Origin of the sequence: Nonomuraea sp. NPDC005730 (assembly GCF_040630865.1) — a bacterium.
Lineage (GTDB): Bacteria > Actinomycetota > Actinomycetes > Streptosporangiales > Streptosporangiaceae > Nonomuraea.
Map to the genome: position 1 here is coordinate 71,338 of NZ_JBEXYK010000026.1, position 13,516 is coordinate 84,853.

Below are 13,516 nucleotides of genomic sequence, written 5' to 3' on the forward strand. Positions count from 1 at the left end.
CCATGGCCCGCATCGTCCTGGTGGGCGCCGGCAGCATCACGTTCGCCAAGAACCTTCTCTCCGACATCCTGACATTTCCGGAACTGTCGGAGTCCACGATCGTGCTCCACGACATCGACCGGGCCCGGCTCGACACCGCCGCGGCGATGGCCCGCTGGATGGTCGCCGAGCTGGGCATCGGCGCCAGGATCGAGGCGTACGCCGACCGCCGGCCCGCCGTCGAGGGCGCCGACTACGTGATCAACGAGATCGCGGTGGGCGGCCTGGAGGCGGTCAGGCGCGACCTGGAGATCCCCGCCGCGTACGGCGTGCGCCAGACGATCGGCGACACCCTGGGCATCGGCGGCATCTTCCGCGCCCTGCGCACGATCCCCGTCATGGTGGGCATCGGCGACGACCTGGCCGAGCTCGCCCCCGACTCGGTGCTGTTCAGCTACACCAACCCGATGTCGATGATCCCCTGGTCGGTCTACGCCGGCACCCCGTTCAAGAACGTCGTGGGCGTCTGCCACGCCGCCCGCGACACGCAGAGCACGCTGGCCGCCATGGTCGGCGTGCCGGAGGAGGAGATCTCCTTCCTCACCGCGGGCGTCAACCACCAGGCGTTCGTGCTGCGCTTCGAGCGCGACGGGGAGAACCTGTACCGGCGGCTCGACGAGCTGATCGACCGGGACCCCGAGCTGCGGCGGCGGGTGCGCGTGGAGGTCTACCGCAACTTCGGCTACTTCCCGACCGAGTCCTCCGAGCACGGCTCGGAGTACCTGCCGTGGTTCCTGCCGCACGCCCAGGAGGTCGAGCGGTACCGCATCCCGATCAACGTCTACCTGGAGTGGCTGGCCGAGGGCTACGAGGAGTACGAGCAGTACAAGAGCTCGCTGGAGGCCGGCCGGGGCGTGCCGATCGAACGCGGCGACGAGCTGGCCTCGCTGGACATCCACTCGATGGAGACCGGCACCCGCAGGCTGATCCACGGCAACGTGCGCAACGGCGGCCTGATCTCCAACCTGCCGCCGGAGGCCACCGTCGAGGTGCCCTGCCACGTGGACGGGTCCGGCGTGCAGCCGGTGCCCGTCGGCGAGCTGCCCGCCCAGGTCGCCGCCCTCAACCGGGCCTTCCTCAGCGTCGGCGAGCTGACCGTCAAGGCGGCCCTGGAAGGGCGGCGCGACCACGTCTACCAGGCGGCGCTGCTCGACCCCAACACCGCCGCCACCCTCCCGGTCCGCAAGGTCCGCGAGCTGGTGGACGCGCTCATCGAGGCCCACGGCGAGCTGCTGCCCGAAGGCATCAGGAAGTGACCCTGTCCGACGCCGGCCTGCCGTTGTCCCGCTACCGTCCGGTGTCGCAGCTCCGGGTGGCCGTCCACGAGGTCGACCGGGCCCGGCTGCCCGTCGTGGACGCCCACATCCACCTCGGCCGCTGGCTGACCGAGGACGACGGCTGGATGGTCGAGGACGTCCCCGCCCTGATCGGCATGATGGACGAGCTCAACCTGCGCGGCATGGTCAACCTCGACGGCCGCTGGGGCCGGGAGCTGGCCGAGAACATCGAACGCTACGACGCCGCCCATCCGGGCCGGTTCGCCACGTTCTGCCACGTCGACTGGTCCGAGACCGGCACGCCCGGCTTCGGCGAGCGGCTGGCCGCCCAGCTGCGCCGCTCGGTCGCCGAGGGCGCGGCCGGGCTGAAGGTGTGGAAGGACGTCGGGCTGCGGGTGCGCGACCACCGGGACGAGCCGGTCATGCTCGACGACCCCCGGCTGGACCCGCTGTGGGCCGCCGTGGGGGAGGCGGGCGTCCCGATCGCCCTGCACACCGCCGACCCGGTCGCCTTCTTCGAGCCCATGGACGAGCGCAACGAACGCCTCGAACTGCTGGCCGCCCGGCCCGACTGGAACTTCTCCGGGCCGCGGTTCCCGCGGTTCGAGCGGCTCATGGAGGCCATGGAGTCGATGGTCGCCCGGCATCCGGACACGACCGTGATCGGGGTGCACGCCGGGTGCTGGCCGGAGAACCTGGGGTTCGCCGGCCGGATGCTGGACGCGTACCCGAACTTCCACATCGACATCGCGGCGCGCGTCGCCGAGCTGGGACGCCAGCCGCGCGCCACGCGGGCGCTCATGCTCCGCCACCCCGGCCGGGTGCTGTTCGGCACCGACGAGATCCCGCCGCACCCGGACGTCTACCGGATCCACTTCCGGTTCATGGAGACCGACGACGAGGCGTTCGCGCACTCCCTCGACGACCCGCCGCTGATGGGCCGGTGGACGATCTCCGGGCTCGACCTGCCCGACGACGTCCTGGAGCAGGTGTACGCGCGCAACGCGCTGCGGCTCGTGCCGCGGCTGGCCTGACGGATCAGGGCGCCGGCACGCCGTCGTCCGGGGCGGGGTCGAGCGCGGGATCGAGGGCGAGGTCGAGGGCGGCGAGGCGGGCGGGGTCGGAGACGATGTCGATCTCGGTGATGCGCTCGCCGTCCGTCGTGACGCGCAGCACCAGGAACAGCCGGCCGCCGCGCAGGACGCCGATGCCCGGCGTGCCGTCGACGAGCACGAGATCGGCGAAGCGCGCGCGGCCGGAGTCGGTGAGCGTCCCCTGGGCCACCGGACGGGCGCCGCGCCGCTCGCCGCCCGACCCCGGCACGTCCGACCGGTGCAGCACGTCGGGGTCGAGCACCGCGAGCAGGGCGTTCAGGTCGCCGGCGCGGGCCGCGGCGAGGAAGGCGGCCACGAGCCTGCGCTGCCTGGCGTGGTCGGCGGCGGGCAGGACGGGCGTGCCGTGCACCCGCTGCCGCGCCCGGCTGGCCAGCTTCTTGGCCGTGGCGGGGGAGCGCGCCACGATCCGCGCGATCTCCCCGAACGGCATCGCGAACAGGTCGTGCAGCACGAACGCGACCCGCTCGGCGGGGCTCAGCGTGTCGAGGACGACCAGCAGGGCGAGCCCGACCGAGTCGGCCAGCACCGCCGCGTCGGCCGGATCGCCGTCATGGACGCTCACCTGGTCGAACCGCTCGCCTTCCACGAGCTGCTCGTCCCTGCGCCCGCGGGCGCGCAGCATGTCGAGGCAGACCCGGCCGACGATCGTGGTCAGCCAGCCGGGCACGTTCGCGACCCCGCCCGTGCCGGCGCGGGCGGCCCGCAGCCAGGTCTCCTGGACGGCGTCGTCGGCCTCGTCGGCCGAGCCGAGCATGCGGTACGCCACCGCCCGCAGGTGGCTCCTGGTCAGGTCGAAGTGGCCGGCCAGGTCGGCTTGCGCGTTCATCGGTCACCTTTCGTCGCGCCGGGTCGTCATACAGGCGGCTGGGCGACGACGGGGGGCGACCATGGCGGCATCCTAAGCCCGTCCGGACAGGGTGAATGGCCCCGGCGCACGAGTGCGGCGGGGCCCGCCGGCATGTCTCCGGGGCGATCGCCCTCTTTTCCGGTGGGCTGTCACCTTTCCCGGGCCCGCGTCGTCAAGGTGGTGAGTCTTCATGAAGGAGTGGACGATGACGTACGACAAGCTGCGCACCGCGGTCGAGGGACGCGTCTGGCTGCCCGGCGACGAGGGTTTCGAGGCGGCGGCCAAGGCGTGGAACCTGACCGTGGCCCAGCCGGTGGCCGCCGTGGTCGAGGCGGCCGACGCCGGCGATGTGGCCGCCCTGGTCCGCCATGCCCGCGAGGAGGGGCTGACCGTCTCCGCACAGCCGCGCGGCCACGGCGCGAGCGGCACCGCCGACGGCGTGATCCTTCTGCGCACCGACCGGCTGGACGAGCTGGAGATCCACCCGGCCGAGCGGCGCGCCCGCGCCGGCGCCGGCGTGACCTGGGGCGCGGTGCAGACCGAGGCGGGCAGGCACGGCCTGACCGGGCTCGCCGGCAGCAACCCCGCGGTCACCGTCGCCGGCTACACCCTCGGCGGCGGCCTGAGCTGGTTCGGTCGCAGGTACGGCTGGGCGGCCGACAGCGTGCGCGCCTTCGACGTCGTGGACGCCGAGGGCCGGCCCGCGCGGGTGACCGAGGAGAGCGACCCCGACCTGTTCTGGGCGCTGCGCGGCGGCGGCGGCGACTTCGCGCTGGTGACCGCCGTCGAGTTCGACCTGTACGCCGAGCGCGCCCTGTACGGCGGCCGGCTCATGTGGCCCGGCCAGAAGGAGGCCGAGGTGTTCGCGGCCTTCCGCGAGCTGACCGCCGACGCGCCGCCCGAGCTGTCGTTGTGGGTGAACCGGGTGCAGTTCCCCAAGGCGCCCCCGATGGTGACCGTGGACCTGGCCTACCTGGGCGAGGCGGCCGAGGCCGAGGGCCTGCTGGGCCGGCTCGCCAAGATCGACGGCGTGCTGAGCGACACGCGGGCCGCCATGGCCACGGCCGACCTCGGCGCGATCACCGCCGAGCCGACCGACCCGGCGCCCGCGGTGGCGCGTACCGAGCTGCTGACCGGGCTGGACGCCGGCACCGTCGAGATCCTGCTGGCCGAGCCGGTCGGGCCGCTGGTCGCCATGCAGGTCAGGCACCTGGGCGGCGCGCTGACCCGGCCGGGGGGCGGCGCCGGGGGCGCGCTGGCCGAGCCGTACCTGCTCTACCTGCTCGGGGCCGGCATCAGCCCCGAGCTCGGCCAGGCCGTACGGGCCAAGCAGGACGCGGTCGTCGCCGCCCTGGGCGACCGGGTCAGCGGGCGCAAGCCGTACACGTTCCTGTCGCCGGGCGAGCGGGCGGCTCAGGCGTTCCCCGAGCCGGCGCTCGCCCGGCTGCGCGAGATCAAGCGGTCGCGCGACCCGCAGGGCGTGTTCCGCGCCAACTACCCGGTCCTGGACTGATCACCAGTTGGCGGGCAGCCCCGGCGTCGTGGCGGGCAGGGCGTGGCCGGGCGGGCGGATGACGTAGGCGACGCCGCCGCTGCTCGAACTGCGCAGCCACACGTTCTCGAAGTCGGCGCGCGGATAGACGTGGCGGACGGCGTCGTTGCCGGCGGAGGCCGGGTCGTTGGCGATCACGTCGCCCGTCGCGGTGAAGCCGACGACCACCATGAGGTGGCCGTCGGTGCCGTAACCGGCGCCGGGCAGCTCGCCCTTCTTGAACGACTGCGAGGTGATCACCGGGATGCCCGCCTTGATCAGCCGCTCCAGCTCGGTCAGGGTGCGCAGGCGGGTGACGAAGCCGTCCAGGCCGTACCGGCCGGCGTAGGCGGTGTTGAACGGCCAGTTGCCGGCGCCCTGGTAGGCGTGGTCGTAGGTGTAGCGGGCCGCGTGGTCCACCTCGGGGTTCGGGTCGGAGGGGTCCACCCAGGAGGTGTCCTGCGCGCTCGGCCACCTGTCCCAGTAGCCGAGCACCATCGTGGTCGAGGTCGGGCTGCACCACGCCTCGCCGCCGCCGTCCCATTCGGGGTAGTGGCCCGCGTGCACGTTCTGGGAGCGGCGCGGGACGTTCAGCTCGACGCCCCACGCCCCGCCGCCGGGGCTGACCGGGACGGTCTTGCGCTCGGGCACGTTCGAGGCCATCGCGCCGAACGTGCGCACCCGGGGCGTCACGGCCGAGCCCGGCCTGCGGTAGAGGGTCAGGCGCAGCTGGTACGCCGACAGCTGCCGCCCGGACGCCGCCACCAGCGTGTCCACGGCGACGGACCCGTCCGCGTCGCCCTGGCCGGCCACGGAGGTGCGCAGGATGTCGCCCTCCGCGTAGGACCAGCGGCCGAGGACGTACCACTTGCTCAGCCCGGCGGTGTTCCTGGCCCTGGCCTCGACCTGCAGCCAGCTTCCCTGGGGCACGTCGGCGGTCCAGGAGGCGATCAGCTGGGTGGCCGGGAAGCCGACCGTGCGCTCGGGGCCGGTCCAGCGGGCGTACTCCCAGGTCTTGGTGCCCAGGGCGTCGGTGTAGGAGGCGGTGCCGGCGGCCGAGGCGAACGACAGCCCGGCACCGGCGGACGTGCCCTCGCCGGTGCCGGTGGCGAAGTCGGCCCGCTGGTAGACGACGTCGGGGACGACGGGACCCGGCTTCCTTACGGCGACGTCCTTTCCCGCGACGGCGGCGACGGCGGGGGGTTGGAGGGTGGTGGCCAGCAGGAGTCCGGACAGGAGGACGGTCAGCGCGCGCATGAACCCACCTTGCTCGGAAGGCTTCGGATGGGCCCGACAGTAGGGACATCCGGCGGGCAAAGCATCGGGAAATCTACGTATGGGGTGAAGCTGCGGGCATGACCTCGCCGGCGACCGGCCGGCCCGTCGCGCCCGACGGTCCGTCCCGGTATGGAAGGCTCTCCGCCATGCTGATAAGGAACGGGACATTTGACGACATTTCCCCGATCGTGGCGTTGCACGTGGAGAGCTGGCGTACGGCCTATGCCGGCATCATGCCCGACGGTTTCCTGAACGGCCCCCTGGACGACGACCGGCTCGCGCTCTGGCGGGAGCGGCTGGACCCGCCCGTCCGGGGGGCGGGCCTGTTCGTCGGCCACGACGACGACGGGGAGCTGCTCGGCTTCGCCTACCTGCTGCCGGCCCCGGACGGCCGGATCCTGCTCGACAACCTGCACGTGCGGCCGGGGAGCACGGGCTCGGGCGCCGGGTCGCGCCTGCTGCGGCACGGACTGGCCTGGGCGGCGGACGAGCATCCCGGCCGGGAGGTCTACCTGGAGGTGCTCAGGGCGAACACCCGGGCCATCGGCTTCTATGAACGGCACGGCGCACGCCGCACCGACGAGCGGATGTGCCGTTTCCGGCAGGGGTTCGAGCTGCCCGAGCTGGAGTACGCCTGGCGGGTGAACTGACCGTCCGGCCACGCGCGCAGCGCGGGTCAGGTGAGGGCGTCGCGCGTCCAGGAGCCCAGGACCAGCAGGGATTTGGTGCCGGTGACGTTGCCGGCCCGGCGCAGCCGGTCGATGACCTGCTGGAGGTGCCCGAGGTCGCGCACCCGTACGTGGATGAGGGCGTCGGGGTCGCCGGCGATGGTGAAGACGGCCTGCACCTCGGGCACGTCCGTCGCCGTACGGACGATCTCGCCCACCGGCGTCGTCCCCGGGTACCGCAGCTCGGTGAACGCCTCGATGCCCCAGCCGAGCTTGGCGTAGTCGATCTGGACGGTGAACCCGGTGATCACCCCGATCTCCCTGAGCCGGTCGACCCGCCGTTTGACCGCCGCCACCGACAGCCCGACCCGCTCGGCCATCTCGGAGAAGGTGCGGCGGCCGTCCTCGCGCAGCAGCCGGAGCACCTGGTGGTCGATGTCGTCGATGTCCGGCATGTGAGAATCCTCCTTGGTGACGCAAAGATCTTCTGCGCCAGAATCGCCCAGCTCACATTATTTGCGTCTTCGTTGTGGTTTCACGTCTGATACTTGCGCACAGTAGCTCTCCGTTGCTGTGCTGGGAAACCCCACATACGCATTGCCCGCCAGGAGGTTCGCGTGAGCGTGAACAGCGCGACCGTGTCGCTCGACGACAAGTACGCCGCGCCGGACGGCCGGGTGCTGATCTCCGGCATCCAGGCCCTCGTCCGGCTGACCCTCGAACAGCGGCGCCTGGACCGGGACCGCGGCCTGAACACCAGGGCCTTCGTCTCCGGCTACCAGGGCTCCCCGCTGGGCGGCCTGGACCTGGAGATGGGCCGCGCGGCCCGCTTCCTGGACGAGGCCGGTGTCGTCTTCCAGCCCGGACTCAACGAGGAGCTGGCCGCGACGGCCGTGGCCGGCACGCAGCTCCTCGGCCAGGTCCCCGGCCGCAGCCACGACGGCGTCACCGCCTTCTGGTACGGCAAGAACCCCGGCCTCGACCGCGCCGCCGACGCCATCAGGCACGGCAACATGGCCGGCACCGCCGCGCTCGGCGGCGCGGTGGCCTGGATCGGCGACGACCCCGGCTGCAAGTCCTCCACCGTGCCCAGCTCGTGCGAGCCGATGTGCCAGAGCCTGTCGATGCCGCTGCTCGCGCCCGGCTCGGTCGCCGAGATCATCGAGTTCGGCCTGCACGCCGTCGCCCTGTCCCGCGCCACCGGCCTGTGGACGGGGCTGAAGATCGTCGCCGACATCGCCGACGCCTCGGCCACCGTCGAGCTGGGCGCGCCGTACGACGACATCCCCCTCCCCGACCACGCCGACCGCGGGAAGTCGCCGATCCTGGTCGGCCCCTCCGCCCTGGACGCCGAGTACGACCTGCTCACCCGCAGGCTGGAGCTGGCCCGCGACTACGGCCGCAGGCACGGGCTCAACCGCGTCATGCGCGACGCCCCCCGCGCCACGCTCGGCATCCTGGCCTCCGGCACCACGTACGCCGTGGTCCTGCGCGCCCTGGCCGACCTCGGCCTGGACGAGAGCGCCACCGAGGATCTCGGGCTGCGCCTGATCCGGCTCGGCATGCCCTTCCCGCTGGCCGAGGCCGACCTGGCCGCCATGACCTCCGACCTCGACCGGGTGCTGGTGGTCGAGGACAAGGTGCCGTTCCTGGAAGGGCAGCTCAAGCAGGCCCTGTACGGCGGCGAGCGCGCTCCCGTCGTGTCGGGCCGGGACCTGCTGACCGCCCGCGGCACCCTCGGCGCCGAGGACGTCGCCAAGGCGCTGGCCACCTGCCTCGGCCCCGACCGGCTCCCGCGCGGGACGGTCCACCTGGCCAAGCCCGCGTCCGCCGCGCGCCGCCTGCTGCCGATGGTCGCCGCGCGCACGCCGTACTTCTGCTCGGGCTGTCCGCACAACTCCTCCACCCGAACGTCCGACGACACGCTGGTCGGCGTCGGCATCGGCTGCCACGCCATGATCGCCCTCGACGGGCACGGCCGCGGCACCCAGATCGGCATCACCCAGATGGGCGGCGAGGGCGCCCAGTGGATCGGGCTCGCGCCGTTCACCCGGGACCGGCACTTCGTGCAGAACCTCGGCGACGGCACCTTCCACCATTCCGGCTCCCTGGCCGTGCGGGCCGCGGTGGCGGCCGGGGTGACGATGACCTACAAACTGCTCTACAACGACGCCGTCGCCATGACCGGCGGCCAGCGCGCCGAAGGGCGGCTCGACGTGCCCGCGCTCACGCGCTCGCTGGCCGAGGAGGGCGTGCGCAGGATCGTCATCACCACGCCGGAGCCGGAGACGTACCGCGGGGTGCGGCTCGCGCCGATCGCCTCCGTGCGGCACCGCGACGACCTCGCCGACGTCGAGCGGGAGCTGGCCGCGCTCGACGGCGTGACCGTCCTGCTGCACGACGACAAGTGCGCGGCCGAGGAACGGCGGCTGCGCAAGCGCGGCAAGCTGCCCACCCCGACGGCGAAGGTCGTGGTCAACGAGCGCGTCTGCGAGGGCTGCGGCGACTGCGGCGACGTCTCGACGTGCCTGTCCGTCCAGCCCGTCGAGACCGAGTACGGCCGCAAGACCCGCATCCACCAGCCCTCGTGCAACTCCGACCTGAGCTGCCTCAAGGGCGACTGCCCGTCGTTCCTGCTGGTCGAGCCCGGCACCAGGGCGCCGCGCGAGCTGCCGCCGCTGCCCGTGCGGCTGCCGGAGCCGGTCGCCAGGCTCGACGGTGACGCCGAGACGCTGATCCGGATGCCCGGCATCGGCGGCACCGGCGTCGTCACGGTCTCGCAGATCCTCCAGATGGCCGCCCACCTCGACGGCCTGCACGCCGCCGGCATCGAGCAGACCGGCCTCGCGCAGAAGGGCGGCCCGGTCGTCAGCGACGTGCGCATCGCCAAGCGGCCGGTGGACGGCTCGGTGCGCGCCTCGCGCGGCACGGCCGACGTGCTGATCGGGTTCGACCTGCTCGGGGTCGCGGCCGACGCCAACCTCGCCGTCGCCGCGCCCGGCCGGACGGTCGCCGTGGTGAACACCTCCATCGTGCCCACCGCCGCCATGGTCACCGGACGGGCGACCGTGCCGGGCTCCTCGGCCGACGCCGTGGTCAGGCTGGAGTCCGCCACGGAGGGCGGGGACAACCTGTACCTCGACGCCCACGAGCTGTCCGAGGCGCTGTTCGGCGACCACATGCCGGCCAACATGCTGCTGGTCGGCGCGGCGTACCAGCACGGCTGCCTGCCCGTCTCGGCCGCCTCGATCGAGGCGGCGATCAGGCTCAACAAGGCCGCCGTCGAGAAGAACCTCGCGGCCTTCCGCTGGGGCCGGGCCGCCGTCGCCGACCGTGAGGCGGTACGCCGGGCCGCGCTCGCCGAGCCCGCCGAGCGGCCCGCGCCCGGTTTCGAGGAGACGCTGGCTCTGCGGGTGGCGGATCTGACCGGCTACCAGAACCAGACCTACGCCCGTACGTACGAGACCGACGTCAGGCGCGTGATCACCGAGGCGGCCGGGCGCGTGGGGGAGGAGGCCGGCGCGCGCGTCGGGCTCGCCTACGCCCGCTCCCTGCACAAGCTCATGGCCTACAAGGACGAGTACGAGGTCGCCCGCCTGCACCTCGACCCCGAGGAGCAGGCCAGGCGCGAGCGCGAGTACGGCGCCGACGCGGTCGTGTCCGTGCTGCTGCACCCGCCGCTGCTGCGCGCGATGGGCATGAAGCGCAAGGTCCGGCTGCGCCGCTCCGCCCCGACGCTGTTCCGCGGCCTGCGGGCCGCACGCGTGCTGCGCGGGACCGCCTTCGACGTGTTCGGCCAGGCCGAGGTCCGCCGGGTCGAAAGGGAACTGATCACCGAATATCGTGATCTCATGCGTGCCGCCCTCGCCCGGCTGACCTCCGGCACGATCGACGCCGTCGTCGAGATCGCCGGCCTTCCCGAGTCGATCCGCGGGTACGAGGACATCAAGCTCGCCCGCGTCGCCGAGTTCCGTGAGCGGGCCGCGGCCGCCCTGGCCCGCCTCGCCGAAGCCGCACCCAAGGAGTCGTCGTGACCGTTGACCGCCTGCTCCCCGACCAGGACGCCAAGGACCTGATCGAGCTGACCCGCGACATCGCCGACAAGGAGCTCGCGCGCCGGGTCGACGAGCACGAGCGCGCGGAGACGTACCCGGAGGGGCTGTTCGCCACGCTCGGCGCGGCCGGGCTGCTCGGGCTGCCCTACCCCGAGGAGTTCGGCGGGGGCGGCCAGCCGTACGAGGTGTACCTCCAGGTGATCGAGGAACTGGCGGCGCGCTGGGCGGCGGTCGCGGTGGCGACGAGCGTGCACACGCTGGCCTGTTTCCCCGTGGCCGCGTACGGCACCCCCGAGCAGCGCGAACGCTGGCTGCCCGACATGCTGGCCGGGCGGATCGTCGGCGGCTACAGCCTGTCGGAGCCGCAGGCGGGCTCGGACGCGGGCGCGCTCACCTGCCGGGCCGAGCGCACCGAGAGCGGTGACTACCGCATCACCGGCAACAAGGCATGGATCACCCATGGCGGCATCGCCGACTTCTACGCCCTGTTCGCCCGTACCGGCGAGCGCATCTCCTGCTTCGTCGCGCCCGGCGCGGCCGAAGGGCTGACGTTCGGCCGCCCCGAGGAGAAGATGGGCCTGCACGCCGTGCCGACCACCAGCGCCCACTGGGACGGCGCCGTCATCGACGGCGACCGGCTGATCGGCGAGGAGGGCCAGGGCCTGCAGATCGCCTTCAGCGCCCTCGACTCCGGCCGGCTCGGCATCGCCGCCTGCGCCGTCGGCCTGGCCCAGGCGGCCCTCGACGAGGCCGTCGCCTACGCCAAGGAGCGGCAGACCTTCGGCAAGCGCATCATCGACCACCAGGGCCTCGGCTTCCTGCTGGCCGACATGGCGGCAGGGGTGGACAGCGCACGGGCGACCTACCTGGACGCCGCCCGCCGCCGGGACGCCGGCCTCGACTACAGCAGGCAGGCCAGCGTGGCCAAACTGGTCGCCACGGACACCGCCATGAAGGTCACGACGGACGCGGTCCAGGTGTTCGGCGGCTACGGCTACACCAGGGAGTTCCGGGTGGAGCGGTACATGCGCGAGGCCAAGATCATGCAGATCTTCGAAGGCACCAACCAGATCCAGCGCTTGGTGATCGCCCGCCAGCTCGCCAAGTAGCCCCTGACGCCGCAACCCCGTCTCCCCGTTGCAGGGAGGCGGGGTTCGTTGTTCCGGGCTGTTGGCTGACAGGCTCCCCTTACTGTCGTTACCGATAGTAGTTGATTAATCACTCTATGCTTATGGTTGGGGTTGGGTGGCATCCGCGCCCGTCTTCGAAGGGAAACCGATCATGCGACGCATCCCGATCGCACTGGCCGCCCTCGCCGCCGCCGGCGCCGTGGCGATGGCCCCGCTCACCACAGCCCAGGCCGCCTCCGCTGTCTCGCTCAACGCGCCGATGGCGCGGGCGGGCGAGGTCTTCACGTGTCAGGAGGTGGACGCGCAACTGCCGGACGTCTTCGCCCGTGGCTGCGACACCGGCCACTGGGGGCCCGTGTCAAACTTCCTCATCAACTCCAGAGACCGGGCCGTCTACCACTGCGCCACCGGCTGGGCCGAAGGCAGCCTGTGGGTCCGCGGCCAAGGCTGCCGGCGGCTCCAGAGCTCCTGACCGGCCGACGGTTCAGAGCGGTGGCCCGAACCGTCGTGGGCGCGTGGGGGAGTCCGTCCGGGAAGTACGTGAACCGCTGGGACTGGTGACTGCATCGTGAGCGCCGCCGGTCCGGCGGCGGCCGGGAGCGGCCGGAGGGCCGCTCACCCGGCGGGCCGATCCGCCAGGCAGCGCCGAGCACTCCCGCCGGCCCTCCGCACGCGCCTCGCAGGGCCGGCCTCCGGATCTTCCCCCGCACTCCCGCGGCGCCGGCGAAGCCCCCAATGGAGTCGCCGCATCCCCAATCCCCGGCTCTCCACCTGCCGCCGGTCGGCATGCGCGACGCCAAGCCCCTCGGCAGGTCAAGGCGATGCGCCGCGGCGGGATCGACCTGACGGCCATCGACATCTGCCTGATCACGCACTTCCACGCCGACCACTTCTTCGACATCATCTTCCTGCTCATGGAGCAGGGGCTGCTGCGCGAGCGCGACCGTGAGCTCGTCCTGCTCGGTCCCACCGGGCTGGAAGAACGCATCCGGCACCTGTTCCAGATCGGCTATCCGGGCACCTGGGAGACCGTCGAGCCCAACCTGCGGCCGCGATTCGTCGAGTTCGGCCACGACGGCGGCCGATGGCAGGGCCCCGGCCAGGGGCGCGACTACCTGGTGCGGGCCCTGCCGGTGCAGCACACCACGCCGATCGCGCTGGGTTACGCCGTCACCGACGACGAGTCCACCACGCTCGGCTACACCGGCGACACCGTGTACTGCCCGTCGGTGGAAGACCTCGCCGCCACCGGCGCGGTCGTGGTGCTCGACACGTCCTTCCGCACCTCCAGGGCCGGTCACATGGGCCTGGACGACGTCGAGGCCCTGGCCGGACGCTGGCCCGACCGCACCTTCATCCCCACCCACCTGGGCGACGACGTCACCGGCTCAGACCGTCCCAACATCGTCTTCCCCGTCGACGGGCAGACCTTCACCCTCGACGCGAGCGGCCTGACCGGCAACCCGTCGCGACCGGGCCGCTAGACGTCCGAGCGCGCCGACATGGAGGGCGGCATACCCGCACAGCGCGGACGCTTGGTCAAGCAGCGGGTACGGACAGTGACGACAGCTCGGAG

The 13,516-nt window shown here is 72.8% G+C and carries 11 protein-coding genes; 8 read left to right on the forward strand and 3 right to left on the reverse strand.

From position 1 onward, the window contains the following. Positions 1 to 2 precede the first annotated feature (2 nt). A complete protein-coding gene (gene melA / locus ABZ444_RS27255) occupies positions 3 to 1,295 on the forward strand; it encodes an alpha-galactosidase (RefSeq protein ID WP_358002462.1) in 1,293 nt (430 codons plus the stop codon). After that, on the forward strand, positions 1,292 to 2,350 hold the full coding sequence (locus tag ABZ444_RS27260; protein ID WP_358002465.1) for an amidohydrolase family protein: 1,059 nt from the start codon (positions 1,292 to 1,294) through the stop codon (positions 2,348 to 2,350). Before melA ends, ABZ444_RS27260 begins: the two co-directional genes overlap by 4 nt. Before the next feature lie 4 nt (positions 2,351 to 2,354). On the opposite strand, the gene ABZ444_RS27265 is transcribed toward ABZ444_RS27260, so the two are convergent. Continuing rightward, the gene (locus ABZ444_RS27265) at positions 2,355 to 3,257 is read right to left on the reverse strand and encodes a sigma-70 family RNA polymerase sigma factor (RefSeq protein WP_358002468.1); all 903 of its coding nucleotides are present in this window, start codon (positions 3,255 to 3,257) and stop codon (positions 2,355 to 2,357) included. A 226-nt stretch (positions 3,258 to 3,483) separates the two neighbouring features. Between ABZ444_RS27265 and ABZ444_RS27270 the strand changes: the two genes are divergently transcribed. Continuing rightward, positions 3,484 to 4,791, forward strand: coding sequence for an FAD-binding oxidoreductase (locus tag ABZ444_RS27270; protein WP_358002471.1), 1,308 nt, complete (start codon positions 3,484 to 3,486; stop codon positions 4,789 to 4,791). Here ABZ444_RS27270 and ABZ444_RS27275 read toward each other — a convergent pair whose 3' ends face one another. Then, positions 4,792 to 6,066, reverse strand: a complete 1,275-nt coding sequence (locus tag ABZ444_RS27275) for a C39 family peptidase (RefSeq protein ID WP_358002475.1) — start codon at positions 6,064 to 6,066, stop codon at positions 4,792 to 4,794. A gap of 209 nt (positions 6,067 to 6,275) precedes the next feature. Here ABZ444_RS27275 and ABZ444_RS27280 point away from each other — a divergent pair, with 209 nt between their 5' ends. After that, entirely contained in the window at positions 6,276 to 6,737 is a 462-nt protein-coding gene (locus ABZ444_RS27280; RefSeq protein ID WP_358002478.1) for a GNAT family N-acetyltransferase, read from the forward strand. 26 nt (positions 6,738 to 6,763) lie between these two features. Here ABZ444_RS27280 and ABZ444_RS27285 read toward each other — a convergent pair whose 3' ends face one another. Continuing rightward, positions 6,764 to 7,210 carry an Lrp/AsnC family transcriptional regulator gene (locus ABZ444_RS27285; RefSeq protein ID WP_352352573.1) on the reverse strand — a complete coding sequence of 149 codons (447 nt, stop codon included), beginning with the start codon at positions 7,208 to 7,210 and terminating at the stop codon, positions 6,764 to 6,766. A 141-nt stretch (positions 7,211 to 7,351) separates the two neighbouring features. Between ABZ444_RS27285 and ABZ444_RS27290 the strand changes: the two genes are divergently transcribed. The 4 genes from ABZ444_RS27290 (at position 7,352) to ABZ444_RS27305 (ending at position 13,424) form a co-directional block, all read left to right on the forward strand. Beyond that, the gene (locus ABZ444_RS27290; RefSeq protein WP_358002574.1) at positions 7,352 to 10,789 is read left to right on the forward strand and encodes an indolepyruvate ferredoxin oxidoreductase family protein; all 3,438 of its coding nucleotides are present in this window, start codon (positions 7,352 to 7,354) and stop codon (positions 10,787 to 10,789) included. Beyond that, positions 10,786 to 11,919, forward strand: coding sequence for an acyl-CoA dehydrogenase family protein (locus ABZ444_RS27295; RefSeq protein WP_357979482.1), 1,134 nt, complete (start codon positions 10,786 to 10,788; stop codon positions 11,917 to 11,919). The genes ABZ444_RS27290 and ABZ444_RS27295 overlap by 4 nt, the downstream gene beginning before the upstream one ends. Before the next feature lie 172 nt (positions 11,920 to 12,091). Next, positions 12,092 to 12,412 (forward strand): hypothetical protein, encoded by a 321-nt coding sequence (locus ABZ444_RS27300; protein WP_358002482.1) that lies wholly within the window; start codon positions 12,092 to 12,094, stop codon positions 12,410 to 12,412. 283 nt (positions 12,413 to 12,695) lie between these two features. Next, on the forward strand, positions 12,696 to 13,424 hold the full coding sequence (locus ABZ444_RS27305; protein ID WP_358002577.1) for an MBL fold metallo-hydrolase: 729 nt from the start codon (positions 12,696 to 12,698) through the stop codon (positions 13,422 to 13,424). Positions 13,425 to 13,516: the final 92 nt, after the last annotated feature.